This is a genomic window from Neptunomonas antarctica, from assembly GCF_001305295.1.
Classification (GTDB): Bacteria; Pseudomonadota; Gammaproteobacteria; order Pseudomonadales; family Balneatricaceae; genus Neptunomonas; species Neptunomonas antarctica.
In genome coordinates, this window is record NZ_LJSI01000021.1 from 240,555 (window position 1) to 266,907 (window position 26,353).

The 26,353-nt window shown below is 45.4% G+C and carries 21 protein-coding genes; 9 read left to right on the forward strand and 12 right to left on the reverse strand.

Annotation, left to right across the window (positions count from 1 at the left end):
- Nucleotides 1-14: 14 nt before the first annotated feature.
- The 6 genes from Nant_RS03645 to metG all read right to left on the reverse strand — a co-directional run bounded on the left by Nant_RS03645 (nt 15) and on the right by metG (nt 7,216).
- Complete coding sequence (locus tag Nant_RS03645; RefSeq protein WP_054340346.1) at nt 15-371, reverse strand: HopJ type III effector protein; 357 nt, start codon at nt 369-371, stop codon at nt 15-17.
- Between the two features lie 122 nt (nt 372-493).
- Nucleotides 494-1,264, reverse strand: coding sequence for an amino acid ABC transporter ATP-binding protein (locus Nant_RS03650; protein WP_054340274.1), 771 nt, complete (start codon nt 1,262-1,264; stop codon nt 494-496).
- Nucleotides 1,265-1,293: 29 nt separating this feature from the next.
- A complete protein-coding gene (locus Nant_RS03655) occupies nt 1,294-2,382 on the reverse strand; it encodes an amino acid ABC transporter permease (RefSeq protein WP_054340275.1) in 1,089 nt (362 codons plus the stop codon).
- A gap of 13 nt (nt 2,383-2,395) precedes the next feature.
- Nucleotides 2,396-3,598, reverse strand: a complete 1,203-nt coding sequence (locus tag Nant_RS03660; protein ID WP_054340276.1) for an amino acid ABC transporter permease — start codon at nt 3,596-3,598, stop codon at nt 2,396-2,398.
- 107 nt (nt 3,599-3,705) lie between these two features.
- A complete protein-coding gene (locus Nant_RS03665) occupies nt 3,706-4,719 on the reverse strand; it encodes an amino acid ABC transporter substrate-binding protein (RefSeq protein ID WP_202904943.1) in 1,014 nt (337 codons plus the stop codon).
- Between the two features lie 436 nt (nt 4,720-5,155).
- A complete protein-coding gene (gene metG, locus Nant_RS03670) occupies nt 5,156-7,216 on the reverse strand; it encodes a methionine--tRNA ligase (RefSeq protein WP_054340347.1) in 2,061 nt (686 codons plus the stop codon).
- Nucleotides 7,217-7,373: 157 nt separating this feature from the next.
- On the opposite strand from metG, the gene Nant_RS03675 reads away from it, so the two are divergent.
- The 7 genes from Nant_RS03675 to Nant_RS03705 all read left to right on the forward strand — a co-directional run bounded on the left by Nant_RS03675 (nt 7,374) and on the right by Nant_RS03705 (nt 14,449).
- Nucleotides 7,374-8,615 (forward strand): response regulator, encoded by a 1,242-nt coding sequence (locus tag Nant_RS03675; RefSeq protein WP_054340278.1) that lies wholly within the window; start codon nt 7,374-7,376, stop codon nt 8,613-8,615.
- 139 nt (nt 8,616-8,754) lie between these two features.
- Nucleotides 8,755-9,843, forward strand: coding sequence for a tRNA (uridine(54)-C5)-methyltransferase TrmA (trmA, locus tag Nant_RS03680; RefSeq protein WP_054340279.1), 1,089 nt, complete (start codon nt 8,755-8,757; stop codon nt 9,841-9,843).
- A 128-nt stretch (nt 9,844-9,971) separates the two neighbouring features.
- Entirely contained in the window at nt 9,972-11,255 is a 1,284-nt protein-coding gene (locus Nant_RS03685; RefSeq protein ID WP_054340280.1) for an MFS transporter, read from the forward strand.
- A 57-nt stretch (nt 11,256-11,312) separates the two neighbouring features.
- The gene (gene apbC, locus Nant_RS03690) at nt 11,313-12,152 is read left to right on the forward strand and encodes an iron-sulfur cluster carrier protein ApbC (RefSeq protein WP_076496035.1); all 840 of its coding nucleotides are present in this window, start codon (nt 11,313-11,315) and stop codon (nt 12,150-12,152) included.
- A 210-nt stretch (nt 12,153-12,362) separates the two neighbouring features.
- Entirely contained in the window at nt 12,363-12,929 is a 567-nt protein-coding gene (gene dcd, locus Nant_RS03695) for a dCTP deaminase (protein ID WP_054340281.1), read from the forward strand.
- Nucleotides 12,929-13,573, forward strand: coding sequence for a hypothetical protein (locus Nant_RS03700; protein ID WP_054340282.1), 645 nt, complete (start codon nt 12,929-12,931; stop codon nt 13,571-13,573). Before dcd ends, Nant_RS03700 begins: the two co-directional genes overlap by 1 nt.
- A gap of 75 nt (nt 13,574-13,648) precedes the next feature.
- Nucleotides 13,649-14,449, forward strand: coding sequence for a hypothetical protein (locus Nant_RS03705; RefSeq protein ID WP_054340283.1), 801 nt, complete (start codon nt 13,649-13,651; stop codon nt 14,447-14,449).
- Nucleotides 14,450-14,532: 83 nt separating this feature from the next.
- Here the strand turns inward: Nant_RS03705 and Nant_RS03710 are convergent, their stop codons facing one another.
- The 5 genes from Nant_RS03710 to Nant_RS03730 all read right to left on the reverse strand — a co-directional run bounded on the left by Nant_RS03710 (nt 14,533) and on the right by Nant_RS03730 (nt 21,970).
- Nucleotides 14,533-15,834 (reverse strand): TolC family outer membrane protein, encoded by a 1,302-nt coding sequence (locus Nant_RS03710; protein WP_054340284.1) that lies wholly within the window; start codon nt 15,832-15,834, stop codon nt 14,533-14,535.
- An 11-nt stretch (nt 15,835-15,845) separates the two neighbouring features.
- On the reverse strand, nt 15,846-18,908 hold the full coding sequence (locus Nant_RS03715) for an efflux RND transporter permease subunit (protein WP_054340285.1): 3,063 nt from the start codon (nt 18,906-18,908) through the stop codon (nt 15,846-15,848).
- Between the two features lie 6 nt (nt 18,909-18,914).
- A complete protein-coding gene (locus Nant_RS03720) occupies nt 18,915-19,979 on the reverse strand; it encodes an efflux RND transporter periplasmic adaptor subunit (protein ID WP_054340286.1) in 1,065 nt (354 codons plus the stop codon).
- Between the two features lie 3 nt (nt 19,980-19,982).
- Nucleotides 19,983-20,591: a TetR/AcrR family transcriptional regulator gene (locus Nant_RS03725; protein ID WP_054340287.1), complete on the reverse strand. Its 609-nt coding sequence runs from the start codon at nt 20,589-20,591 to the stop codon at nt 19,983-19,985.
- 191 nt (nt 20,592-20,782) lie between these two features.
- Nucleotides 20,783-21,970: a pyridoxal phosphate-dependent aminotransferase gene (locus Nant_RS03730; RefSeq protein ID WP_054340288.1), complete on the reverse strand. Its 1,188-nt coding sequence runs from the start codon at nt 21,968-21,970 to the stop codon at nt 20,783-20,785.
- A gap of 217 nt (nt 21,971-22,187) precedes the next feature.
- Between Nant_RS03730 and uvrB the strand changes: the two genes are divergently transcribed.
- The gene (gene uvrB / locus Nant_RS03735) at nt 22,188-24,203 is read left to right on the forward strand and encodes an excinuclease ABC subunit UvrB (RefSeq protein ID WP_054340289.1); all 2,016 of its coding nucleotides are present in this window, start codon (nt 22,188-22,190) and stop codon (nt 24,201-24,203) included.
- 90 nt (nt 24,204-24,293) lie between these two features.
- Here the strand turns inward: uvrB and Nant_RS03740 are convergent, their stop codons facing one another.
- Nucleotides 24,294-24,746 carry a hypothetical protein gene (locus Nant_RS03740; protein ID WP_054340290.1) on the reverse strand — a complete coding sequence of 151 codons (453 nt, stop codon included), beginning with the start codon at nt 24,744-24,746 and terminating at the stop codon, nt 24,294-24,296.
- Between the two features lie 253 nt (nt 24,747-24,999).
- Between Nant_RS03740 and Nant_RS03745 the strand changes: the two genes are divergently transcribed.
- Complete coding sequence (locus tag Nant_RS03745; RefSeq protein ID WP_054340348.1) at nt 25,000-26,346, forward strand: cache domain-containing protein; 1,347 nt, start codon at nt 25,000-25,002, stop codon at nt 26,344-26,346.
- Nucleotides 26,347-26,353: the final 7 nt, after the last annotated feature.

Below are 26,353 nucleotides of genomic sequence, written 5' to 3' on the forward strand. Positions count from 1 at the left end.
GTTACAGGTATTTACTAGAGTAGTTTCGCAGTAAGCGCCTGTCCTTCAAATTCAATACCCTGCCAGCCATCACGCATAAAGTTACGTATATTCGTATGGTCTTCGCCTTGTGGCGTTTTCAGCACATCCTGATAAAACCGACCAAAGCACTCTAATGTTTGTTCTTTACTCAACTGCGTTAGTTGGGCAAAGGCAAAAATCTTACAGGAGCCTTCGTTCTGTCCTGCCGGATTGCTGATGTTAGTGTCCCCTAAGCCATTCGAGAATGGGGTAGGGGTGTAATCAAAAAGAGTATTGATGATAGCCATAGTATCTTCAAATTCTACCTGCCCAGTCGCGTTAAGCTGAGCAATAAAGCTTTCGAGTGTCATAGCGTTTCCAAAAATGTATGAATAAAGTGTGCCGGGTGTTTTAGCATGAATCACGTTGAGGATCATTGCAAAAGTGCATAAAAAAAGCGGCCAAGTGGCCGCTGGAAATCGTATTCTCTCAGTTAGTGCTGGAGAATCTGACTGAGGAAAAGCTGAGTACGTTCGTGTTGTGGATTATTGAAGAATTCGTGAGGTTCATTTTCTTCAATAATTTGCCCCGCATCCATGAATATAACGCGGTCGGCAACGGTTTTGGCAAAGCCCATTTCGTGCGTAACACATAACATGGTCATACCGCCTTCATCTGCCAGTTCGATCATAACGTCGAGTACTTCTTTGATCATCTCCGGATCAAGTGCAGACGTAGGTTCATCGAACAGCATGACATCGGGATTCATACACAGTGAACGGGCAATGGCCACACGTTGCTGTTGTCCACCGGAAAGCTGACCAGGATATTTCAGCGCCTGCTCAGGAATCCTTACGCGTTCCAGGAATTCCATGGCAGTGGCTTCGGCTACCGCGCGAGGCTGTTTCTTTACCCAGATCGGTGCTAAGCAGCAATTTTCCAATATGGTCAGATGCGGAAAGAGATTGAAGTGCTGAAATACCATGCCTACTTCTTTACGAATGGCTTCAATATTTTTCAGGTCGTTCGACAATTCCGTACCATTGACAATGATATCACCCTGTTGGTGCTCTTCTAGTCGGTTAATACAACGAATCATCGTTGATTTTCCTGAACCCGAAGGGCCACAGATAACGATACGTTCGCCTTTTTTTACTTGTAGATTAATGTTTTTCAGAACGTGAAAGTCACCATACCACTTGTTGACGTCACGTAGTTCAACCATTAATTTTTCTGAAATGTTACGTTCTTCTTGTTTGCTCATAAAATAATTCTCCACCTGTCTGGCGCGTGTTAGTAGCCGGTTTTAAGGCGCTTCTCAAGATTTTGGCTATAACGCGACATACCAAAACAGAAAATCCAGAAAACAAAGGCAACAAAAATATAGCCTTCAGTTGAATAGCCGAGCCAATCAGTATCACTATTGGCTGATTGAACAATCGCCAGGATATCGAACAGACCAATGATCAATACCAGACTGGTATCCTTAAACAGCGCGATGAAGGTATTCACTATGCCCGGAATCATTAGCTTAAGTGCTTGCGGCATTATGATCAGTAACATCGATTTCCAGTAGGTCAGACCTAATGCATCAGCCGCTTCGTATTGGCCTTTAGGGATGGCTTGTAAACCACCACGAATTACTTCGGCCATATAAGCAGACTGGAACAGAATGATCCCGATCAATGCACGCAGCAGCTTATCGAATGTGATCTCTTCAGATACAAACAGTGGTAACATCACCGACGCCATGAAGAGCACGGTAATAAGCGGTACACCTCGCCAAAACTCGATGTAAATGACTGAAAAAGCTTTTACGATAGGCATCTCTGAGCGTCGACCGAGTGCTAGCAGAATACCAAATGGCATCGCTGCAACAATACCGATAACGGCAAGCACCAAGGTTAGGCTCAGCCCCCCCCATTTGTGCGTATCAACGACTTCTAACCCAAAACTACCGCCATACAGCAGATAAAATCCGATGATAGGGTAAATAAAGAGTGTAAAGAATGCTACGTAGCCTTTATAAGGTGTTTTTTCAATCACCATCCATGTAACAGCGGCGGCAAATAGGAACAAGGTAGCATTGATTCGCCAGTAACCAGTCTCTGGATAGAAACCGTACATAAACTGGTCCATGCGGTTGGTAATGAACGCCCAGCATGCGCCACCACTGGTGCAAGCGGCCGGTGAGTCACCAAACCAATCAGAGTCGATAAATGCCCACTGCAGCGCAGGACCGAGTAGGGTGATTAGAAAATAGCCGATCAACAGCGTTGCGATAGAGTTTTTCACATTACTGAATAGATTTCTTTTTAGCCAGCCCAGCAATCCTGTCGTACTTGAGGGTGCTGGTAGCATAGGCTGTAATTCATATTTCATAGTTCATCTCCACCTATCGCTCAATCAAGGCTTTACGGCTGTTATACCAGTTCATAAAGATCGAGGTCAGAATGCTCAGGGTCAGGTAAACGGCCATGGTCATAAAGATCACTTCAATCGCCTGACCTGTCTGGTTAAGCGTTGTGCCGGCAAAAACTGACACCAGATCGGGATACCCAATGGCCGTAGCAAGAGATGAGTTTTTAGTCAGATTCAAGTACTGGCTGGTGAGAGGTGGGATGATGACACGCAGTGCTTGGGGAAGAATAATAAAACGTAATGTTTTGCTACGGGGTAGCCCCAGAGCAGTCGCGGCTTCCAGTTGTCCGTGGGGTACAGATAAGATACCGCCACGCACGATTTCGGCAATAAAAGCGGCGGTGTAGATGGTTAGCGCCAGCCAAAGAGCCATGAACTCAGGAATAATGGTAATACCACCTACGAAATTGAAACCTGTTAACACAGGGTGGTCAACGGTCATCGGCATTCCCATCAAAAAGAATGCAATCAGGGGTAAGCCGAAAATCAGACCTAACCCGGCATATAGCATAGGGAAGTCTTGTCCGGTAACTTCTTGTCTTTTATTGGCCCAGCGTTTAAGTAGCCAGGTAGCACCTAATCCAGCGAAAAACATAACCCACACAACATTAAAACCTTCGCCGCCCACAGGTTGCGGTAGATAAAGCCCGCGAACATTGAGGAAGCTACCTAAAAACTCAAGGCTTTGTCTTGGGCTCGGTAGCGTGCGCAGGACGGTGAAATACCAGAAGAAGATTTGTAATAACAGCGGGATATTACGAAATATCTCAATATATACGGTACATACCTTGGATATTAACCAGTTTTTGGATAGACGGCCAACACCCAGAAAAAAGCCAAGCACAGTGGCGGCTATAATACCTAAAACGGATACCAGAACAGTATTTAGTAAGCCTACAAAAAATGTACGACCATAGGTGTCTGTTTCTGTATAGGGAATCAATGACTGCAAAATACCGAAGCCCGCTTCTACGTCAAGGAAAGCAAACCCTGTCGTAATACCGCGTTGTTCAAGGTTACTCAGCGTATTATTGATAATAGATAACAGAAAAGCTGCAAGCCCCAAGACAAGTAAAATCTGGAACATTAAGGCACGTTTGTCAGGATCATTCCAAAAACGACTACTGCCTGATTTTATTGCAGAACTCTCTGAGGTTGGTCGATCAGATAGCGACATCGAACTCTCCACGTAACAATAGTAAGGAGCCTCTGAAAAACAGAGGCTCCCGACTCACATCATATTAAGAAAGGTACAGATCAATGATCCATCCCTTATCGCTATGATTAACGCATAGGCGGAGCGTATTGCAGGCCGCCATCAGACCATAACGCGTTGATACCACGGCTTACTTGTAGAGGGGAGTCTTTACCTACGTTACGATCAAAGACTTCTCCATAGTTACCCACCTGTTTGATGATTTGGTATGCCCAATCATCATTCAGATTCAAGCCCGTACCTTTAGGTCCTTCCAGACCCAGCAAACGTCGGACATTGGGGTTTGCTGACTTCAGCATTTCATCTGTATTAGCGGACGTAACACCCATCTCTTCAGCATTCAACATGGCGTTGTGTGTCCACTTAACGACGTTAAACCATTCGTCATCACCCTGACGAACCACAGGTCCGAGAGGTTCTTTAGAGATAACTTCTGGCAATACCATTGCCGCTTCCGGATCGACTAACTTAATGCGTAAAGCATACAGTTGAGACTGGTCAGATGTGATTGCATCACAGCGGCCTGCTTCAAAACCTTTAACTGTTTGGTCAGATGTATCGAATACAACAGGGGAGTAGCTCATGCCATTCATACGGAAGTAATCGGCTAAATTCAATTCGGTAGTTGTACCGGCCTGAATACAGAAAGCAGCACCGTCGAGTTCTTTTGCGCTTTTAACTCCCAGTTTTTTTGAAACCATAAAACCCTGGCCGTCGTAATAGTTTACACCAGCAAAGTTAAGGCCTAATTGAGTGTCACGTGTTTGAGTCCAGGTAGTGTTGCGCGATAATATGTCAATTTCACCGGACTGAAGCGCTGTAAAACGCTCTTTTGCTGTAAGTGGGATGAATTTAACTTTTGTTGCGTCACCTAGTGTTGCTGCGGCTACGGCACGACATACATCGACATCTAACCCTGCCCACTGACCTTTTTCGTCTGGATTTGAAAAACCGGCAAGTCCAGTCGTTACGCCACACTGAACAACGCCACGTTCTTTGACTATGTTCAAAGTACCTTCAGCCATCGCTTGACCGGAAAAACTGGCAGCTAGGACAGCGGCTGTCATTAGAGTTTTTTTCATCATTGGTGTAATCCTCCTAGGATCAGGGAAGTTATTTTTTTAATGGTCTGATGTGTGTTGCATTTGAATGCAACACGTTGGGGGGAGTAATGCAAAGGTCGTACCTATTTTTATTATTGTAGGTTTCAGTGTAGCTTATTTTTTCAAATTTCCCTTTTTAAAGGGCTTTGTCTTAACCAGTAAACAATATTTCCAAAAATAGACATTGGTTACAACCCTTAAAATACGTAGGGGTTAATACTTATTCTTGGGTATTGCGTATTATATTGGCTATTCAGGTCGTTCGTAGATGAACGATTTCAGTGCATCTGCACCCTATAAGCGCACACTTATTATTATGAAATGTAGTCAAGGAAAGGATATATGTAAACAAAAACAGGTGAAAAAAAAGGCCCGAATGGGCCTTTTTAATGATCAAATCAGGATTGTTTGATTATTACTTGATGCGCATGCCAGGTTGCGCGCCAGTATGAGGTTCGAGAATCCAGATGTCTTCCCCTCCAGGTCCTGCCGCTAGCACCATCCCTTCCGAGACGCCAAATTTCATTTTACGGGGCGCTAAATTAGCCACCATGACAGTTAGCTTTCCTTCCAGATCTTCCGGGGCGTACGCAGACTTTATTCCCGCCAGGACATTACGTTTTTCACCGCCCAGGTCCAGCGTCAGTTGTAACAGCTTTTTAGCGCCATCGACGTGCTCTGCTTTTACGATACGAACGACACGAAGATCAATCTTAGCGAAGTCTTCAAATGAAATGGTCTCAGCGATAGGCTCGCTACTCAAGGGCGTTGTTGCATCAGTAGCTTCAAGAGTGTTTGCAACCGGTTTTTGAGGTGCGGCCGTTGCTTCCATCGTTTGTTTACTTTCTTCGATTAGCGCGGCTATTTTGTCTTCGTCGACACGTTGCATTAACGGTTTGAATTTGTTGACCGTGTGGTTAGTCAGTGGCTGTCTGACTGTGTCCCAGGCTAAGGTGTCGAGATTCAGAAAGACTTTCACATCATCAGCAACCTGAGGTAAAACCGGTGCCAGATACGTGCATATAACCCGGAACAGGTTGATACCCATAGAGCAGCAATCCTGGACTTCCTGTTGTTTACCTTCCTGTTTGGCCAGAACCCAGGGTTCTGCCGTATCAATATATTGGTTGGCTTTATCCGCAATAATCATGATCTCACGCATGGCTCTGCTGAACTCACGTTTCTCGTAAGCATCGGCAATGCTGTCACCCGCAATAACGGCCTCTTGGTAGAGCTCGGGTGCTGACAGTTCAGCAGATAACTTACCGTCGAATAACTTATGAATAAAGCCTGCACAGCGAGAAGCGATGTTGACCACTTTGTTGACCAGATCTGCATTGACTCGCAGACGGAAGTCTTCAAGATTCAGGTCAATATCATCGATACCAGAACTCAGTTTAGCTGCGAAATAATAGCGCAAGTATTCAGGGCGTAAATGATTTAAATAGGTCTCTGCCATGATGAACGTGCCACGAGACTTAGACATTTTCTGGCCGTCAACGGTCAGAAAGCCATGACAGAAAACGCCATTCGGCTTACGGAAGCCCGCACCTTCAAGCATGGCAGGCCAAAACAGGGTATGGAAATAGGCGATGTCTTTACCAATAAAGTGGTAAAGCTCGGTCGTCGATGCTTTATTCCAGTATTCATCGAAGTCCAGATCGCTTTTGTCACACAAGTTTTTAAAGCTGGCCATGTAGCCTATCGGCGCATCTAGCCAGACATAGAAATATTTGCCGGGGGCATCAGGAATTTCAAAACCCCAGTAAGGTGCGTCACGAGAGATATCCCAGTTTTTTAAGCCTGATTCAAACCAGTCGTTGAGTTTGTGAACCATCTGTACTTGGACATGCTTATCGACCCAGGTGCGAAGAAATTGTTCGAAGTCGCCGAGGTTGAAGAAATAGTGTTCGGATTCTTTCTCGATCGGTTTGGCGCCAGAAATAGCGGAGTATGCATTTTTCAGTTCAACCGGACTGTAGGTGGCACCACATTTTTCGCATGAATCGCCATACTGGTCCAGAGCACCGCATTTTGGACAATCACCTTTAACGAAGCGATCCGGCAGAAACATCTGTTTTTCGGGATCATAAGCCTGCGTAATGGTTTTCTTAGATATATGTCCGTTTTCGCGTAAGCGCGTATAGACCAGAGAAGCAAAGTGTTTATTTTCTTCGGAATGGGTCGAGTAGTAGTTGTCGAACCCTACCATAAACCCAGAAAAATCACGTTGATGGTCCTGACTCACCTGTTGAATAAGAGTCTCAGGTGATATGCCCAGCTGGTCGGCTTTGAGCATAATTGGCGTGCCATGCGCATCATCTGCACAGACATAAGTGCAATGATGACCGCGTTGTTTCTGGAATCGTGTCCAGATGTCGGTCTGAATATATTCAACCAAATGGCCAAGATGAATAGGACCATTGGCATACGGAAGTGCGCTTGTGACGAGTATTTTTCGCTGAGTATCTGGCATGGTTTCTAAAGACATTGCTATGTGGGTGAATATAAAAAAGAATAGTCTACGGTGTTAAGTGAGGTTAATGAACCTAATTTATATAAAAAGTGGACACTTTGCAGAAGCTTGGCTAAACCTTATAGCATTAAGTAGTTAATATTCGGTTAATTAAGGTATGTCTATAGATGCAAAAGTGAAGCTTCCTCTGCATGACAGAAACATACTGGTCTGTCGCTCTGCTTATCTCAATGATAAACAGATTGATACTGTCGCTGATCTTAATCATTGGTCGGTTAGTCGTGTCGATTCCGCTGACGAGATGCTTGAGCGAATTCAGGATTGTCATTATGACATTATAATAGTGGGTATTTCTGAGAGCCCGGAGTTAATGTTGGGCGCATTAACTCAGGTTATTCGTAAAAGCCCTGAGGCGGTGCGGATCGCAGTGACGGGTGATTTATCTTCAGCCTTCGCCGCACGGGTTTCTGAGGTTGCACATTCTTCCTTACCCGAAAGTTGCACTGATGTGCAGCTCTCTCTGGCGATTGAGCAAGCATTAAAAGTGACGGGTTTGATTAAAAAACCGGAAATCAAAGCGTTTATTGGGCGTATTGAGCGCCTGCCTTCTTTGCCTGATATTTATGAAGCGCTGAGCAATGCATTGCTTTCCGGTCAATCTAGTGCGCGTGAAATTTCCCAGATTATTGAGCGTGATCCTGTCATGTCAGCTAAAGTGCTGCAATTAGTTAATTCGGCGTTTTTTGGTTTAGAGCGTCAAATTTATCGATTAAATGAGGCCGTAACCATTTTAGGTGTCCGGTCTATAAGGGATCTGACACTGGCTTCGCATATTTTTGAAGCTTTTCCTCAAAGCAATGCGTGGGCTAGTTTTTCATTCTCGCAAATACATAGTCGTTCTATGTTGGTGGCAAGATTAGCTCAGGATATTTGCCGCTCAGTGAAAGTAGATAAACACGTGCAGGGACAGGCTTTTCTGGCGGGTCTGCTGCATGATTTCGGTATGGTTATGCTGGCTTCGCATGACCCGGAAAAATATCGGCATATTATGAATAAAGCCGCAGAGCTATCTCAGCCACTCTATGTTGTTGAAAAAATGAATCTGGGCGTTTCTCATGCTGAAATAGGTGCTTATCTTCTTGGCTTGTGGAATTTGCCCCCAAAGGTGGTAGAAGCTGTATTGTTTCACCATTTTCCAGGAAGTAGCCCTTCCAATAAATTCCAGCCATTAACCGCTGTGCATATTGCGGATGCGTTATTACCGTCGGTAAATAGCATTAATGGTTGTGCTATTTCTAGCCAGTTATCGTTTAAATACATTGAGCGATTAGGTTTTAAGGACCATTTAAGTCAATGGGAAATTATGGCCAGTAAATATGCGGTCAAAATGTCCGATTAGCAGTGAGTGTTTATTTCTAGTGAATCCAAAGAGGCATTACGCCTCTTTTTTGTTTTAGATTGACCTATAAGCAAGGGCTGATAAAATGCGTCGCTCTGTTTTTACTCCCCCTTCCTTTGTTTAGAGTTTAGAGGTTTTTATGGCACTATCTGATATTCAGCCCGAACGCTATGATGGACTACTGGCCGACAAGGTTGCAGGTGTGCGCGATAGTTTTGTTGATTTTGAATTGCCTGAAGTAGAAGTTTTTGCGTCACCGAAGACGCATTACCGGTTACGGGCAGAGTTTCGCGTGTGGCATGACAATGATGATCTTTATTATGTGATGTTCGAACCAGGTGATAACCGCAACCCGATCCGAGTGGATGAGTGTGAGATGGTTGCGCCGCGTATTCGGGAAGTGATGTTCGATCTGCTTGATGTCATTCGGGAAAATCCCCTGCTGCGCTTTAAATTGTTTCAGGTTGATTTTCTCAGCACCCTGTCTGGTGAGTTGCTGGTTAGCTTGCTTTACCATCGTCAGATTGATGAGATTTGGGTGCAAGAAGTACAAAGTTTACGAGAGCGTTTTAATATTGATATTGTGGGTCGCTCACGCAAGAAGAAGATGATTGTAGAACGGGATTTTGTCATCGAGAAGCTCGATATTAATGGCAGGATTTACGAGTACAAACAGGTAGAAAATAGTTTTACCCAGCCTAATGGTAAAGTCTGTCGCGATATGATTCATTGGGTGCTGGATGTGACTCAAAATGCTGGCGGTGATCTTGTCGAGTTTTACTGCGGCAGTGGAACTTTCACAATACCGCTAGCGCAGAATTTTGGTCGTGTGGTCGCTACCGAAATATCCAAAACATCGGTGCGCGCCGCTGAATACAATATCGAAGTGAACGGCATTACTAATCTTGATGTGCTGCGGATGCCTTCTGAAGATTTGACGTTGGTGCTTCAGGGTAAAAAGCAGACCCGTAAAGTAGAGGGGCTGAATCTGGAAGCGTGTCAGTTTTCAACAGTGTTAGTTGATCCGCCACGTTCGGGTTTGGATGACGAAACGGTTACGCAGGTAGCGCAGTATGAGCATATTGTTTACATCAGTTGTAACCCGGTCACGCTACATGAAAATTTAAAATCAATTACTCAGACACATAAGATTGAACGCTTCGCGGTATTTGATCAGTTTCCTTATACTCACCATATCGAATGCGGTGTTTATCTGACACGTATTTAGCACACGATAGCAGCGCGGCATTAGACCGTCATCATTGCTGTATTTTTATGAATCAGGGGCTGTCGATCAGGTATGCAGTGATCTGAATTGTAATTCTAGTAACGGTGACGGCCGCCATCGGAGGTTATATGTTAAGTCTGCTGAAAGTAAAAGGCTTTGTCGCATTTGTTGCGGTTGCTTTCATCAATGCATTCATCGATTTAGGTCATAAAATCATCGTCCAGAATACCTTGTTTAAAGTCTATGATGGACCTGAGCAAGTTGTTTTGACAGCTGTAGTCAATGGGCTGATTTTACTGCCTTTTATTTTGCTTTTATCGCCTGCCGGTTACCTCTCCGATCGTTTTTCCAAGCCGCAGGTGATGCGTTGGTCGGCACGGGTTGCTGTTCTGATTACACTATTAATTACCTTGAGTTATTACCAAGGTTGGTTTGAAGTGGCATTTGCCATGACCCTGCTTCTTGCTCTGCAAAGTGCGCTGTATTCGCCGGCTAAATATGGTTTTATTCGTGACTTAGTAGGCACGGATAAACTGAGTGAAGGCAATGGTTGGGTGCAGTCAGCTACCATGATAGCGATTTTATCGGGCATCGTGGTTTTTTCATTATTATTCGAAACTCTGCTTTCAGGCATAGATATTTCCAGATACGGCCCTGCTGAAATTCTTCAGTCGATTGCTCCACTGGGTTGGGTTTTAGTGATCGCGTCAGTGATAGAAGCACTGCTAACACAGCAGCTCCCGAATCAGCATAACGCTCATTCTGAAGTCGCTTTTAACTGGTCTGCTTATGCTAAAGCGCAGTTGTTAAAGCACAACTTGAGCGCTATTTGGCAGGATAAAACGGTTATTCTCTCTATCTTTGGTTTGTCCATTTTCTGGACGATTAGTCAGGTGATGCTGGCGGTCTATCCTTCTTTTGCTGAAACTGCCTTGGGTGAGGTCAATACGTTTGTGATTCAGGGCGCCATGGCGTTGGCGGGTATCGGTATTATGCTGGGTTCCGTGCTAGCCGCTAAGTTCTCTCGTCATCATATTAATAAACGTTTGATTCCAGTGGGTGCGATGGGAGTAACGCTCGGTCTTTTCTTGTTGCCGCTCCTTGATTCTTTGATGTGGGCAGCCGCTGATTTTTTCTTAATAGGGGCGAGTGGTGCATTGATGATTATTCCATTAAATGCACTGATTCAGTTACATGCGCCTGATGAGCATAGGGGTAAAGTGTTAGCGGGAAATAATTTTATACAAAATATATCGATGCTGTGTGGACTTATTTTAACGGTGATTTTTTCATTGCTGCAATGGAGTGAGTCATGGTTGCTCTATGGTCTTACACTCATGGCATTTGTCGGAACTCTGTTGGCGATACGAATGCTCCCCGGTGGTTTGCAATCCCTGAAAATCAAGGCATAATAACCGACAATATTACTAGGTTATAGACGGTTTGACCGTCTTTCAGTGGAGTTAAGCATGCAAGCACCTGCAAAAGCATCAGGTTTGCCTGGCGTAAAACACATCATCGCTATCGCCTCCGGTAAAGGAGGTGTAGGTAAGTCGACAACAACGGTCAATCTTGCATTAGCTCTGGTTGCTGAAGGCGCAAAGGTTGGGATTCTTGATGCGGATATTTATGGGCCGAGTCAAGGAATGATGCTGGGAATACCTTCAGGCACCCGCCCAGAACCCGTGGGCGATAAAGGCATGAAACCTGTTTATATTCATGGTATTCAGGCGATGTCTATCAGTTTACTGATTGACGAAAATACCCCAATGGTGTGGCGTGGCCCTATGGCCAGTGGCGCGTTGCAGCAACTTGTTACGCAAACGCAATGGGAGAATCTGGATTATCTGCTGATCGACATGCCACCAGGTACCGGCGATATTCAACTGACGCTGGCGCAGAAAGTCGCTGTTGATGGTGCCGTTATTGTGACAACACCGCAGGATATCGCTTTGCTGGATGCTAAAAGAGGCATTGAAATGTTCCGTAAAGTCGACATTCCCGTACTGGGTGTTGTCGAAAATATGAGCACACATATTTGTAGTCAGTGTGGGCATGAAGAACACATTTTTGGAGCAGGTGGCGGGCAGCGAATTGCACGTGACTATGATACAGAGCTGCTTGGGTCATTGCCGCTGACGCTAAAGATTTGTCAACAAGCGGACTCGGGTCAGCCGACCGTTGTTGCCGAACCAGAAAGTGATGTGACGATGGTTTATCGTGATATTGCAAAACAGTTGATGGTTAAGATGGATGATAAGGCGGGAAGTGCTAAAAAAGTACCGCAGATTAATATCATCGAAGATTAAGCGGGCCGGTTTTTACTGGTCGGATTTTAAGTTACCTGTCATGTTTTAAGTGGCTTGTAGTGTTTTCAATAGTCAGGTGTAAATAAGCAGATATAAATACAAAGCATTAATTAACAGAGTATAACCGCATTTTTCGTAGATAAATGCGGTTTTTTCATCTAAAAAACTCTATAATTACGCGCTTTTAATTTTTACTTCGTGGAAGGTGTAATGGGCATTAAATCAGATAGCTGGATTCGCCGTATGGCGCAGGAACATGAGATGATCTCTCCGTTCGAACCTCATCAGGTCCGGACTACCGATAAAGGAGCAATCGTTTCTTATGGTACCTCAAGCTATGGCTATGATGTTCGTTGTGCTGACGAGTTTAAAATATTCACGAATATTAATTCTACCATTGTCGATCCTAAGGATTTTGATCCTGATAGTTTTGTTGATGTACAGTCTGATGTTTGTATTATTCCACCTAATTCCTTTGCGTTAGCAAGGACGGTTGAATACTTCAAAATCCCACGTGATGTACTGACAATATGCCTGGGGAAAAGTACCTATGCGCGTTGCGGTATCATAGTTAATGTGACGCCACTTGAACCTGAGTGGGAAGGTCACGTTACGCTGGAATTTTCGAATACAACTCCATTGCCTGCAAAAATTTATGCCAATGAAGGAATTGCTCAAATGCTATTCCTGGGTGCTGATGAAGTCTGCGAAACGTCATATCGTGATCGTAAGGGTAAATATCAGGGCCAGACTGGCGTTGTTGTGCCACGTACCTAATGCAGCAGCATCACAATAAAAGAATACAAGATTTCTGGCACCAGTTGGAACTGACGATTGATCAGTTGTTGACGAGTCGGCAGGATAATCAGTTTGATGCCGATAGCTTGCTCTCAGAGTACCGCGATACATTGCAGAAGATTGATGAAAATCTAACGTTTCATTTTGAGCGGGATGAGGATGACGGGCCAGTAGAGATGATCTTTGGCTGTGATGGTTATCCTGAATCTATCCATTCGGTTTTGAGTCTGGTCGGTGCAGCCCCGGATCTGAGTGGCATACGCTTTACCGCATTTAATCATCGCTATGATCCGATACCCCGCTTTATTAATGTGGCGGATGAAGTGTGTGAGCTGTCCGATTACTGGTATTCGCTAAGCTCTATTGAAAATAAGCTTCACCTTGCGATTTATATGCATGATGTTTCTTTTATGCTGGATATGGATCCGAGAGTCGAAGCGGTGATGATTTTTCTGGATGCATTGATTGGTGAATATGAACTCATGACGCGTGTATGGTCACTCGATTGGATTGAGCTGCCGCCAGATCCTGTTGATTATAGCCTGAGACCGTTATCTGAATTACGGGAAGGGTTTGATGAGCTTAAACATGCCATTTCGCCTATCGGGATTACGATTCATTAGTATTCGTTATCATCCTTGAGCCATACCTTTCAATAATACTTTTTACAAACACGATCAACCGGCTGAGAGACTTACATGAGTCAACTACTGACTGATATCCTTGAAGATGTGCGTAAGGAATACCTGCAACGCATGGACGCTAATAATTTTTCTCAGCCCTTTTTGACCGCTGAAAAGTTATGCCATGAAAAACTTTATCTGGCTACTGATCTGCTGGCAGACATTGTGAATGAAGATCCTACTTTATTGGCGACGCGGGCGAGTGATTTAATTGCAGACTCGCGTGAGCGTGATAACCCTGCGGTGGGTGCTATTATATCCAGCAATATAGTGATGGCAGCATTAGAGAGTTTATTAGGCTTAGCGGTTGCCAATGGTTGGCTGGATGTTGATGATGACGGCCATATTCTGGTTGAAGATGCTGAGCTTGATCCGAGTCGCAATTATCCAGTGACGGCAGACTACAGTCGCTCTGATGCCGCCACAAAAAATCTTTCAAAAAGAGGGCCGAGTCTATTAACGACAATATTTCAGGCCGCAGAAAATGAGTTTCTTGAGTTGCTGGAAACTGAAGTCCATGAAGCCTATCAACTAGCGTTACAGGTGTCAGGTAACTACGCTATTTTTGCGCCGGAAGATATCGCACCGTTAATCGTTGAAAACCCTCTGCTGTTAGGTTTGCGCCCTGATGATATGGTTGATGAAGAGTTGTTTGAGGGAGATCCGCCCGCAGGTATTATCATTAGCGGACACTTGACGCATATTTTGTTGGACCAGCTATTAGAGCTGGCAGAAAGCAAAGGGGCCTTAGGGAAAGACGGTGCGGGCCATATTATTCTTCCTGAAGGTGATGGCGACAATCCCATTGTCCATTAAGAAACTGTTCATTAAAAAATAGTTCATTAAAAAAGCCCGCAAATGCGGGCTTTTTTATGAGCTGCTCAGGTCTTCAGAGCAGATTAACCTTCGCTAACAAGCCATTGATCAAGGCTGCTCAGGTCTTCAGGGCTGAGTGTTCCAATCTGCTGTTTGAACGTAAACAGGTTAAGAACATAATCAAACCGCGCGCTTGCATAGTCGCGTTTAGCCGCATAAAGAGCCTGTTCAGCAGCCAATACATCGACTACGTTGCGTGTGCCTACATTGAAACCTTCGCTCGTCGCATCCAATGCGGCTTGGCTGGAAACAATGCTTTGCAGGCGCGCCGCAACACTTTGTACATTCGTTCGAATGTTACGCAACAAGCTGCGAGTCGATTGCGTAACACTGCGCGTTGTATCTTCGTGTGTTTGCAGGGTTGCATCAAGCTGAGCATAAGCCTCACGAGCTTTCGAACTCGTGGCTCCGCCCTGAAAAAGAGGCAGGCTAAACGTCAGTCCTACGATATTGCTATCATTCCATGTATTGCTGCTGCTCGTACCTTTGTCACGGTCATAGGTTGCATTCAAATCTACCGTAGGATAATGACCTGATGTTGCGATCTGAGCATTTTTCTGCACGACTTCAATGTCTGTTTTTGTTAATTGTAAGCTGATGTTCCCAGCGAGCGCTTTTTTTAGCCATGCTTCGGGATTGCTCGGCTGCAATTCCTGGATTGGATAGGTTTCACTCAGTAGTTCTATGTTAGTAATGGTTTCGCCTGTCAGGCGTTCCAGTGCTTCATAGCTATTATCCAATGCGCCTTCTGCTTCAATCAGGCTGACACGTGCGTTGTCATAAGAGGCTTGTGATTCTTGAACATCAGTAATGGCAATCAGACCGACTTCAAACTGCGCATTCACTTGATCAAGACGTCGTTTGATCGCACGCTCTTGTGATTCGGCGGTTTCCAGATTGCTCTTGCCGCGTAAGACGTTAAGGTAGGTTTCTACCGAACGCAGAATGAGATTTTGTTGTGCCTGATCAAGGCGAAAAATCGCCTGATCATCCAATGTTTTTCCCTGCTGATAAGTAAACCACTTAGCGGCAGAAAAAACCGGCTGAACCAGGCTGACCGAATAACCATGGTTGTTAAACGACGCCGCATCACTGTCGGTATAGGTGGTATTAGCTGACGCATTAATGCTGGGCAACAATCCTGCACGTGCTTGAGGCAGGGCTTCTTTGTTGACACGGTAAATCGCTTCAGCGATCTTTAATTGCGGGTCATTTAAGCGTGCTTTCTGATAAACGTCTTCCAGTGAGCCTGCCGTTGCACTGAAGGCCGTGCTGCACAGGCTGGCAACAATGATAGAGCGAATGGTTGATGATATAAATTTCATTAAGCTAGTCCTTACTGTATCGATTCGGCATATTCTTGTTCAACGGTATTTGGGCGGCGTTTACCCAGGAAATTATAAACGGTCGGGATGACAAACAACGTCATTAACGTACCGAAAAGCATTCCCCCCACAATAATCCAGCCTATCTGTTGGCGCGATTCTGCACCCGCGCCTGTCGCCCATGCTAAAGGCAGTGTGCCCAGTACCATTGCGCCGGTTGTCATCAAAATGGGACGTAAGCGCAAGGTTGCGGATTTCATAACAGCATCACGGACTTGGTAGCCTTGTTCCTGCAATTGATTAGCAAATTCTACAATCAGGATACCATGTTTCGCAATCAGGCCAATCAGGGTAATGATACCTATTTGACTATAAATACTGATAGACCCTCCGGAGTAATATAATGCAAAAAGTGCACCACAAATAGCGGGAGGAACTGACAGTAAAATGATGAACGGATTTTTAAAGCTTTCAAACTGAGCCGCCAGAATTAAGAATATAAAGACCAGTGCCAGAATGAAGGTGGTTTGTAATCCTCCACTTGAGTCTTTGAACTCGCGTGACTGTCCGCCATAGTCATAGCTGGCTTCGGGTGCAACTTCTTGCAGTGTCGTCTCAAGGAAGGTGAGTGCTTCACCAATACTGAAACCAGGCGCTAGCATTGCCTGTAGTTTTACCGCTTTAACTTTATCGAAGTGATTCAGTTCGCGAGGCGCTACTGTTTCACGGATAGTGGTCACATTTGACATCTGAACCATGTCACCGCTGTCACTGCGTACGTATAGTCCGGAGAGGTCGCTAGGGTTATTGCGTTGCGGTTTCTCGACCTGAATAATCACATCATATTGATCACCATCTTTCTTAAAGCGGGTGACGTTGCGGCCGGCAATGTAGCTCTCCAGTGTGCGCCCAATACGTTCAACCGGCACGCCGATTTCAGAGGCTTTATTACGGTCTATATCAATCTGTAACTCAGGTTTGTTGAGTTTAAGGTCAGTATCAGGCTGGACGAACATCGGATTTTTATAAACTTCTGCCATCAGCTTATCGGTAATTATCTTCAAATCAGCGTAGGTGCCGTTAGATTTGATCATAAATTCAACCGGGCGGGAGATAATACTTTGACCGAGTGACGGCATATTCATGGCAAATGACATGTTGCCGGTCACGCCGCCATACAATTTAGGCGTGAGTTCAGCCGCTATGGCTTGTTGTTTGCGGTCGCGTTCGTCCCATGGTTGCAAGCCTATAAATGACAATGAGTTTGTTTCAGAAGGGAAACCCACCACGGTGAAGTAACGCGTCTGTTCCGGCACGCCGGAAATGATGCGCTCAACCGCTTTAGAGTAGCGATTAACATAATCAACAGATGAGCCATCCGGGTTGATTGAGAATGTCATGATTGTGCCGCGATCTTCTACCGGGGCGAGCTCTTTCGGTAGCTGATCATAGAAGTACCATGCGCCATAAGTGCTGCCTACCATGATGACCACTGCAACGAAGCTGTAGCGCAGTAACGCGCCCAGTAAGCGCTGGTAACCGTTGGTGATGGCGTTCAATAAGCGTTCTATCAGGTTAAATACAAAAGAATGTTTCTTGTCATGTTTTAGCATGCGAGAACTCATCATAGGCGATAAGCTCAAGGCTATAAAACCTGAAATTAACACAGCACCGGCCAGTGTCATTGAAAACTCGGTAAAGAGTTTTCCTGTCCGGCCCGGTGTCATGGCGACAGGTACATATACGGCAACCAATGTGAGTGTGGTCGCGACAATGGCAAAACCTACCTCGCGGCTACCGACAAAGGCGGCTTTAATGGGAGACATGCCTTCTTCTACATGTCTGAAGATATTTTCCAGCATGATAATGGCATCATCGACTACCAACCCAATCGCCAGCACCATGGCGAGCAAGGTCAATGTATTCACCGAGTAATCGAGCGCATACATGACCGAGAAAGCACCGATCAACGATAAAGGTATAGTTACTATCGGGATTAACGTAGCGCGCAGATTTCTGAGGAAAAAGAAGATAACAATCACCACCAGAATACCGGCTTCGAGCAGTGTTTTGAAAACGGAATCAATGGATGCCTGGATAAATATGGAGGAATCGTAGGCGATATTAACTTGCATGCCTTCGGGTAGAATCTGTTTGATGCGTTCCATTTCGACTTTTACACCGTTGGATACATCCAGTGGGTTAGCCGTTGATTGTTTAACCACACCCATAGCGACGGCATTCTTGCCATTGAAGCGGCCAATAATGCGCTCAGATTCAGGCGCAATCTCGACGCGGGCCACATCGCGAATGCGAATAGGGTAGCTGTCATCATTACGAACGATAACGGACTCAAACTGGGCAATAGTATTCAGGTCGCTATTGGTCAGTACACTGAATTCGCGTTCAGTGCTTTCTATACGACCTGCAGGCACTTCAAGGTTCTGCGCGCGCAGTGCTGTCTCTATATCGCCCGGTGTCAGGCTGTAGGAGGTTAAACGGTCCGGGTCTAGCCATAGGCGCATTGAGTAGCGGCGTTCACCCGCAATGCGAACATTGGCAACGCCCTGAACCGTTTGTAACGGGTCTTTGACGCGGCGGTCTGCAAAATCAGATACTTCCATAGGCGAGTGACGGTCAGAGGAAAATGCCAGCCAGATAATGGGTTGTGCATCCGCTTCTGATTTTGCCACGATAGGCTCATCAATATCATCAGGTAGCGCGCCACGCACGCGTCCCACACGGTCGCGAACATCGCTCGCTGCCGCATCGGGGTCTCGATCCAGTTTGAAGTTGATCGTAATCTGACTCTTCTCAGATCGGCTGATCGAGGTCATAAAATCTATGCCTTCGATGCCCGATAGAGAGTCTTCTATTATTTGCGTGACCTGTGTCTCAATAATCGTTGCGCTGGCACCGGCATAATTAGTTTCTACGGTGATCACGGGTACGTCAATTTTTGGATATTCCCTAACGGTTAGGCGATCGTAAGAAATAATACCCACTAATAAGATTAGCAGGCTCATAACAATCGCCAGTACGGGTCGCCTTATGCTTATATCAGATAAAACCATGAGCTATTAGCCTTCCTGTTGAGCCGTGTTTTGAGGTTTAGGGAATAGTGGTGTAATGGGCATGCCAGGACGTAGTTTCATGTGTCCGGCCGTGACTATTACATCGCCTGCTTGTAAGCCGGTTAGAATCTGAACTTGTCCACTCTGGCGTACACCTAAAGTGACGGGTACCATTGCTACGGTGTTATTTTCATCCATACGCATCACTAAAAAAGTGTTGTTGTTTGGAATGATGGCTTCTTCGGGAACTAACAGTGCATTATCGTCTGCACCCAGCGAGACATTGATAGTCGCGAATAAACCCGGGCGCAATTGCCCTGTTTCATTATCAATACGCGCTTTAACCTTAACGCTATGGCTACGCGAATCGATGGTGGGGGATATTGCATAGATCTCGCCAGAAAAAGGGCTGTCTGGATAGGCAGCAACCAATAATGATACGGTCTGGCCGTTTTTAATTTGGCCCAATACTGTTTCGGGTAAACTGAATTCGACTTTCATCTGGCCAATGTCAGACAATTGCACAAGATCCTGCCCAGCTGATACGTAATCACCGGGGCCTACATTACGCAAGCCGATAACACCGTTGAAAGGGGCTTTAATCGTCATCTTACGCAGTAGCGTGCGGGCTACTTCAAGCTGCGCTTCGTCTACACGCAACTGCGCAAGGGCAGAGTCCCGATCATTTTCAGAACCAACGCGCCGCGTCAGGAGTTTTTCGGCACGTTTGTATTCATTCAGGCTTAAGCTAACCCGCGCTTGCGCTTGCGCGACTTCTGCGTGGTAAGAGTCTGCATTCAGTTCAAACAGAACGTCACCTTTGTTGGCGGGTTGACTCTCCTTGAACAGGATTTTGTTAATCAGGCCGTTTTGCTCGGGGCGAATGATCACACTTTCGCGTGCTTCCAGTGTGCCGACGGCTTTTAGTGTATGAGTTAATGTGGATGTTTCGACTTTAACCACTTCAGCAGGAAGCCCACGAGGTTTTTCGTCTTCGGCTGCCAGCAAAGGAGTGGAGGACATTAAGAGTATGAGTGTGGGGACTAGCCACTGTTTTTTAAGTGTGATCATCGATTATTTCTCTTTGGGTGGCAGTAAAATATGGTTCCAGTACAGATCAACCAATTCATGTAACGGAGCGGTCGAGCTGTTAACTTTCATGCGCAGTAATGCGCCTTGCCAGCTATCCCAGAAAAGACGGGCGAGCTGTTTGGGTGTTAAATCATCCCGGACACTGCCGTCTGACTGGCATTGTTTGAAGTCTTGCTCAATGGCCTCCAGTACATAGGCTGTTGAATGACGGATAGCTTCTTTAAAAGCGTGAGATGCATTGCCCAGCTCTCCGGAAAGGTTGGCGATCAGGCAGCCATAATTATCATCTTCAGATTCAAATTTATTAATTTCTTTCTCAAGCTGTATGCGCATTTTTTGAAATTGAAGACCTTCTATTTTCGCGTATTCTGATTCCCAGCGTTTACATTCAATAGAGTGATAGTGTTCAATTATTTCGACTGCAAAATTTTCTTTATTGCCGAAAAAATTATAGAAAGAACCTTTAGACACTTGGCAGGCCTGCAGAATGGCGGCTAAGCCAGTACCGTGATAGCCCTGCTGCTTAAAGAGTTCCATGCCTTTTTCAAGAAGGTTTTCCCGGTTGTGTGCGGTGTGTCTGCCTTGTGCCATAATATTTAACTAGACCGATCGTTCTAAATTTAAAAATCATTATAAATTAATCGTAACGAGGTTCAAGTGAACAGAAGGGTAAAGATTGTTGTTTTTTTGACAACAGACCGTTGAATGGCGGTTGATACTTGGCAGACTCGAAAACGCCGGAAGAATCCGGCGTTTGATTGACTGTTAAAATAGCAGTGAATTTAGCTATTGAGCGCTGTTTTTATGCGGCTAATGGCGTCTTTCAAGATATCCATACCGGTGGCAAATGAAAGGCGCATATTGCCTGGAGCGCCGAAAGCAGAGCCAGGTACCAAGGCTACGCCTGCATCGTTAAGCAGAAACTCGGCCAGTTCAATGTCATCATTAAAACGCGCGTCGTTATCAATGATTTTCTGGAAACTCGGAAATGCATAAAAAGTCCCGTCCGCCGGGATGCACTCAACGCCTTCAATCTCATTCAGTGCGGCTACCACATATTCGTGACGCTGCCTGAATGCAATAACCATCTTCTCTACGCACACATTACCCCCTTCAAGGGCTGCTTGAGCAGCGACTTGTGAGATAGAAGTCGGATTAGAAGTGCTCTGTGACTGTACCTTTTTCATAGCGTTAATCAGCTTGAAAGGACCTGCCGCATAACCGATTCGCCAGCCTGTCATTGAATAGGCTTTGGACACGCCGTTCAGCACAATAGTGCGATCATACAGGTCAGGACATGCATTCAGAATATTGCAGAATGGCAAATCATTAAAACGAATGTGCTCATACATATCATCGGTAGCGACTAATATATTCGGGAATTTTCTCAGTACTGCGCCTAATGCTTCAAGCTCTGCCAGCGTATAAGCCACACCTGTCGGGTTCGATGGGCTATTAAGCACCACTAAACGGGTGCGGTGAGTAATAGCTTCTTCCAGCTGGGCGGGTGTGATTTTGAAGCGCTGCTCCTGCGTCGTTGTGATGATCACAGGTTTGCCGTCAGCCACCAAAACCATATCAGGGTAAGAAACCCAGTAAGGTGCGGGAATAATGACTTCATCGTCTTTGTTCAGCAATGCCAGAGATAAGTTAAAAAAGCTCTGCTTGCCGCCACACGAGACTAAAATCTGGTTAGCTTCGTAGTGCAGACCGTTATCATTTTTAAATTTGTTAATAATTGCTTTTTTCAGACCTGCGGTGCCATCGACAGCGGTGTACTTCGTGAAGCCATTATGCAGCGCTTCAATAGCCGCCTCTTTAATATGCTCAGGGGTGTCGAAATCGGGTTCGCCAGCGCCAAGACCAATAATATCTTTGCCTGATGCACGCAGTTCTGCAGCGCGGTTGGTTACAGCTAATGTAGGAGAAGGTTTAATGCTGTTAACGCGGTCTGAAAGTTGGACGTCCACTTCATAATCCTCTATGAAAAATTTAAGGAAAGTCGCTCAATTAAGCTGAAAAATTATACAGGAATGTTCAAGCAGTACACTATATTATAAAATTCGTAACATTCCGTCCCTCCGCTTTTATCCATCCGAGATCAATAATTAAGACGTTATCGTATCGAGTGCGTATACTAACGCGTTCGATTCTTTGACTGATGTGATCCACGAGATAGTAGGTAATATGAAACAGCGCTTCAGAGTTAACTCACCTTTCGAACCTGCAGGCGATCAGCCTGAGGCCATCAAAGGATTGGTGGAGGGGCTTAATGACGGCCTGGTTGCGCAAACGTTGCTGGGTGTGACCGGGTCAGGTAAAACTTTCACCATCGCCAACGTGATTGCTCAAGTGCAACGTCCTACGATTGTTTTAGCGCACAATAAAACATTGGCTGCGCAGCTCTATGGCGAATTCAGAGAGTTTTTCCCCGATAATGCTGTTGAGTATTTTGTTTCGTATTATGACTATTATCAGCCGGAAGCGTATGTGCCTTCATCGGATACCTTTATTGATAAAGATGCGTCGATTAATGAGCATATCGAGCAGATGCGTCTATCGGCCACAAAAGCGCTGCTAGAGCGTGAAGATGTCATTATCGTAGCAACGGTGTCGGCAATTTATGGTTTGGGCGATCCTAAATCTTACCTGTCAATGATGCTGCATCTGGACAGGGGTGATGTGGCTGATCAGCGCCATATACTGCGTCGATTGGCTGAGATGCAATATAAAAGAAACGATGTGGAGCTGCATCGGGGTACCTATCGCGTACGTGGCGATGTGATTGACATTTTTCCGGCTGAATCGGAAAAAGAAGCGCTACGTATCGAGCTGTTTGATGATGAAATTGAAAACCTGAGTTATTTTGATCCGTTAACCGGTGAAGTGTTACGCAGAGTACCGCGCGCGACGGTTTATCCCAAATCGCACTATGTTACCCCTCGTGAAATTTTAGAGGGAGCGGTTGAAAAAATTAAAGTAGAGCTGCACGAGCGTCTCGAGTATCTGCGTGAAATCGACAAGTTAGTAGAACTGAAACGCCTTGAACAGCGCACTATGTATGATATGGAAATGATCATGGAGCTGGGTTATTGCTCGGGGATTGAAAACTACTCGCGCTATCTTTCAGGCAGAGAAGAAGGGGGGGCGCCGCCGACATTGTTTGATTACCTTCCCGCTAATGCGCTCGTGGTAATTGATGAATCGCACGTTACCATTCCACAGTTAGGTGCCATGTATAAAGGCGACCGTTCACGTAAAGAGACCTTGGTTGAATATGGTTTTCGTTTACCGTCGGCATTAGATAACCGGCCGCTGCGTTTTGATGAGTGGGAGAAGCTGGCACCGCAAATGATTTTTGTATCAGCGACACCCAGCCGTTATGAAGCCGCGAATGCCGGTCAAATAGTAGAGCAATTGGTGCGGCCAACAGGCTTGGTTGATCCTATCGTTGAAATTCGTCCGGCCTCCACGCAGGTAGATGATCTGCTGGAGGAGATCAATCGGGTGGTCGTCGATAACTGTCGGGTTATTGTCACCGTGCTAACCAAGCGAATGGCAGAGGACCTGACCGAATATCTGGCCGAGCATAATGTCAGAGTACGTTATATTCATTCCGATATTGATACAGTTGAGCGGGTAGAAATTATTCGTGACCTGCGTATCGGTGAGTTTGATGTGCTGGTGGGGATTAACTTGCTCAGGGAAGGTATAGATATGCCGGAAGTCGGGCTGGTAACGATTCTGGATGCTGATAAAGAAGGCTTTCTGCGTTCTGATACGGCGCTGATACAGACAATAGGCCGCGCGGCGCGGCATATTAAAGGACGGGCGATTCTCTATGCTGATCGCATTACCGGCTCAATGGAGCGAGCGATTGCAGAAACAGATCGACGTCGTGAAAAGCAAACGGCTCATAATAAGCTTCACGGTATTATACCGAAGGGAATCACTAAATCAGTGGCGGATATTATGGAAGGTGCTTCGACTATACCCGGACGTAAAGCCGCACGTACCGCGAAAAAAGTAGCGGATAAAGCCGGAGATTACCAATTTGATCCAGCTACAATGACTTCAAAGCAGTTACTTAAAGCGATGAATCAACTCGAAGATAAAATGTATGAGGCGTCGAAGAATCTGGAGTTTGAACTAGCCGGGCATTACCGTGATCAATTAGAACAGCTCAAGCACGCCGTCATCTGACTTTTGTCAGCCATAACTATTACATGACCGTACCCGTTTTAAACGCTGAGATGATAGCGGGTGCGGATGAATGGCTTGTGTAGATAGTGATTAAGAATGAATAGGGGGGCCTAGTTCCGGAAAATCTTTGGCGAATAGGTTGATCCACTCATCTGCGGCATCTTCAGGTGTTAATACACGTCCCTCCATTTTCTCCATTTCTTTACGGTATTGCTCTATATGGCAGATCTGCTCAATCATTCTGACCGCATAAGCGGTATCAGGGTCATCAAAAACCAGACCAGTACGAAAGCGGCCATTTTTTTCGGGAATACACCAGGTTGCATGACCTGAAGCCCTAAAACCAGGATCTTTAACAGATATTTCAATGGTTAACGTCGTACCGATAGCATAGAAATTATCTGTTGAGACGCTAATGCCAATTTTCCCGGAGCGATTGGCTGTATTCGAAGATATAGTGGCTTGTGAGCAGAGAGATATCTGAGCAGGGATGTCATGTGGATGACGGATGTAGCCTTGCATTAGATTTAGATTAGAAGCCATCTTGTCGCACCTTTACACAAACTTTCGAAAAAAGTGTTTAAAACATTATCGTTTAATCGGCTAATTTTTGTACAACTTTATTATAAAAATATTCTACATCACCTTAACAGAAGATGAGTAAGTAACTATAGTCTACATCACAGGGTTAATACGTAGTAAGCCTCCTGATTACTACCTAAAGTTGGATTAATAGGTGGAACAAAAAAATAAGGTAAGGCAAGATCTGTTTAGTTTTAAACAAAATGCGTATCTCATGCCCCTTAAACTCAAAATATTGACCTTGGCTCTGTTACCGCTTCTGTTGGTAACGATCATTATTACATTGATTAATATTAAACAATCACAGTCACTCTCTGAGCTTGAAATTCAAACTTTCGAAGAGAATTTGCTGGCGTCCAAGCGTAACGAATTAAAAAACTATGTCAGTTTGGCGCTTACCGCTGTTTCTCAAGTTACGAGCAGTCCCTGGAAGCGGGATTTTGAAGCCAAGGAAGAGGTGAAGCGTATTCTGAATGGTTTGACTTACGGCGAAGATGGGTACTTTTTTGTATACGATGGGCAGGGTGTTAATTTAGTACATCCTGCGCAGCCTGAATTAGTCGGTCAAAACCTCATCAATATGCAAGATGAAAATGGTACTTTCGTGTTTCGGGATCTGCTGGCTGTTGCCAAACAAGGGGGTGGATTCCACCGATATGTTTGGCGAAAACCCTCCAAAGGCGATAATGAAGATAAGCTCAGCTATGTTGTCCTTTTGCCTGAATGGGGCTGGATGCTGGGCACCGGCTTATATGTCGACGATATTGCAAAAGAGGTTGCCCGGGCTCGTCAGGAAGTTACAGAGAATATCCGTAATACCTTCTTTACTGTGCTGGTAATAATGGCCGTGACCACCATCATTATAGTGATGATTGGTATCGCCATTAATGTACATGAGAGCCGACTTGCCGATGCCCGGTTACGCCATTTAGCCCACAAATCAGTGCAGTTTCAGGTAAGCCAGCGACGGCGATTTGCCAGGGAGTTACATGACGGCATTAATCAGTTAATGGTGTCTGTAAAGTTCAGGGTTGAGCTGGCCATCAATAAGATGAAAAAAGGCGATTGCAGCGCGGCGGTTGATTTAGAAAAAGGCATGGATGTATTGAATCAGGCAATACAGGAGGTGCGTCTTATCTCCCATGACCTTCGCCCAAGTTTGCTTGATGATATGGGGCTAACGTCGGCTTTGAGAAGCTTGTTGCATGAATATGAAGCACGCACCGGCATTATTGTTGAAACCGAGCTGAATTTCCCGGAAGAACGCTTGCCTGATGATATCGAGATCACCCTCTACCGAGTGATTCAGGAAGCACTCACCAATGTAGATAAACATTCCGGTGCGGATGAAGTGCGGCTAAAAACCTGGGTACAAGGACGCTATGCCTGGGTCACGTTAAAAGATAACGGCGAAGGGTTTGATGTCGTTAATCAAGTTCAGTCCAATGGAATTGGGTTGCGTAATATGCATGACAGAATCGAATTATTAAGCGGAGAATTTGTACTAACGTCTGATATAGGTCATGGTACACAGCTGCGCGTTAAACTACCTTTAGTGTGACAAATTG

Bases quoted from the DNA above. Each gene is read 5' to 3' on its own strand.
- Nant_RS03645 (WP_054340346.1), bottom strand. From the start codon at position 371: ATGACACTCGAAAGCTTTATTGCTCAGCTTAACGCGACTGGGCAGGTA.
- Nant_RS03650 (WP_054340274.1), bottom strand. From the start codon at position 1,264: ATGAGCAAACAAGAAGAACGTAACATTTCAGAAAAATTAATGGTTGAA.
- Nant_RS03655 (WP_054340275.1), bottom strand. From the start codon at position 2,382: ATGAAATATGAATTACAGCCTATGCTACCAGCACCCTCAAGTACGACA.
- Nant_RS03660 (WP_054340276.1), bottom strand. From the start codon at position 3,598: ATGTCGCTATCTGATCGACCAACCTCAGAGAGTTCTGCAATAAAATCA.
- Nant_RS03665 (WP_202904943.1), bottom strand. From the start codon at position 4,719: ATGAAAAAAACTCTAATGACAGCCGCTGTCCTAGCTGCCAGTTTTTCC.
- metG (WP_054340347.1), bottom strand. From the start codon at position 7,216: ATGCCAGATACTCAGCGAAAAATACTCGTCACAAGCGCACTTCCGTAT.
- Nant_RS03675 (WP_054340278.1), top strand. From the start codon at position 7,374: ATGTCTATAGATGCAAAAGTGAAGCTTCCTCTGCATGACAGAAACATA.
- trmA (WP_054340279.1), top strand. From the start codon at position 8,755: ATGGCACTATCTGATATTCAGCCCGAACGCTATGATGGACTACTGGCC.
- Nant_RS03685 (WP_054340280.1), top strand. From the start codon at position 9,972: ATGTTAAGTCTGCTGAAAGTAAAAGGCTTTGTCGCATTTGTTGCGGTT.
- apbC (WP_076496035.1), top strand. From the start codon at position 11,313: ATGCAAGCACCTGCAAAAGCATCAGGTTTGCCTGGCGTAAAACACATC.
- dcd (WP_054340281.1), top strand. From the start codon at position 12,363: ATGGGCATTAAATCAGATAGCTGGATTCGCCGTATGGCGCAGGAACAT.
- Nant_RS03700 (WP_054340282.1), top strand. From the start codon at position 12,929: ATGCAGCAGCATCACAATAAAAGAATACAAGATTTCTGGCACCAGTTG.
- Nant_RS03705 (WP_054340283.1), top strand. From the start codon at position 13,649: ATGAGTCAACTACTGACTGATATCCTTGAAGATGTGCGTAAGGAATAC.
- Nant_RS03710 (WP_054340284.1), bottom strand. From the start codon at position 15,834: ATGAAATTTATATCATCAACCATTCGCTCTATCATTGTTGCCAGCCTG.
- Nant_RS03715 (WP_054340285.1), bottom strand. From the start codon at position 18,908: ATGGTTTTATCTGATATAAGCATAAGGCGACCCGTACTGGCGATTGTT.
- Nant_RS03720 (WP_054340286.1), bottom strand. From the start codon at position 19,979: ATGATCACACTTAAAAAACAGTGGCTAGTCCCCACACTCATACTCTTA.
- Nant_RS03725 (WP_054340287.1), bottom strand. From the start codon at position 20,591: ATGGCACAAGGCAGACACACCGCACACAACCGGGAAAACCTTCTTGAA.
- uvrB (WP_054340289.1), top strand. From the start codon at position 22,188: ATGAAACAGCGCTTCAGAGTTAACTCACCTTTCGAACCTGCAGGCGAT.
- Nant_RS03740 (WP_054340290.1), bottom strand. From the start codon at position 24,746: ATGGCTTCTAATCTAAATCTAATGCAAGGCTACATCCGTCATCCACAT.
- Nant_RS03745 (WP_054340348.1), top strand. From the start codon at position 25,000: ATGCCCCTTAAACTCAAAATATTGACCTTGGCTCTGTTACCGCTTCTG.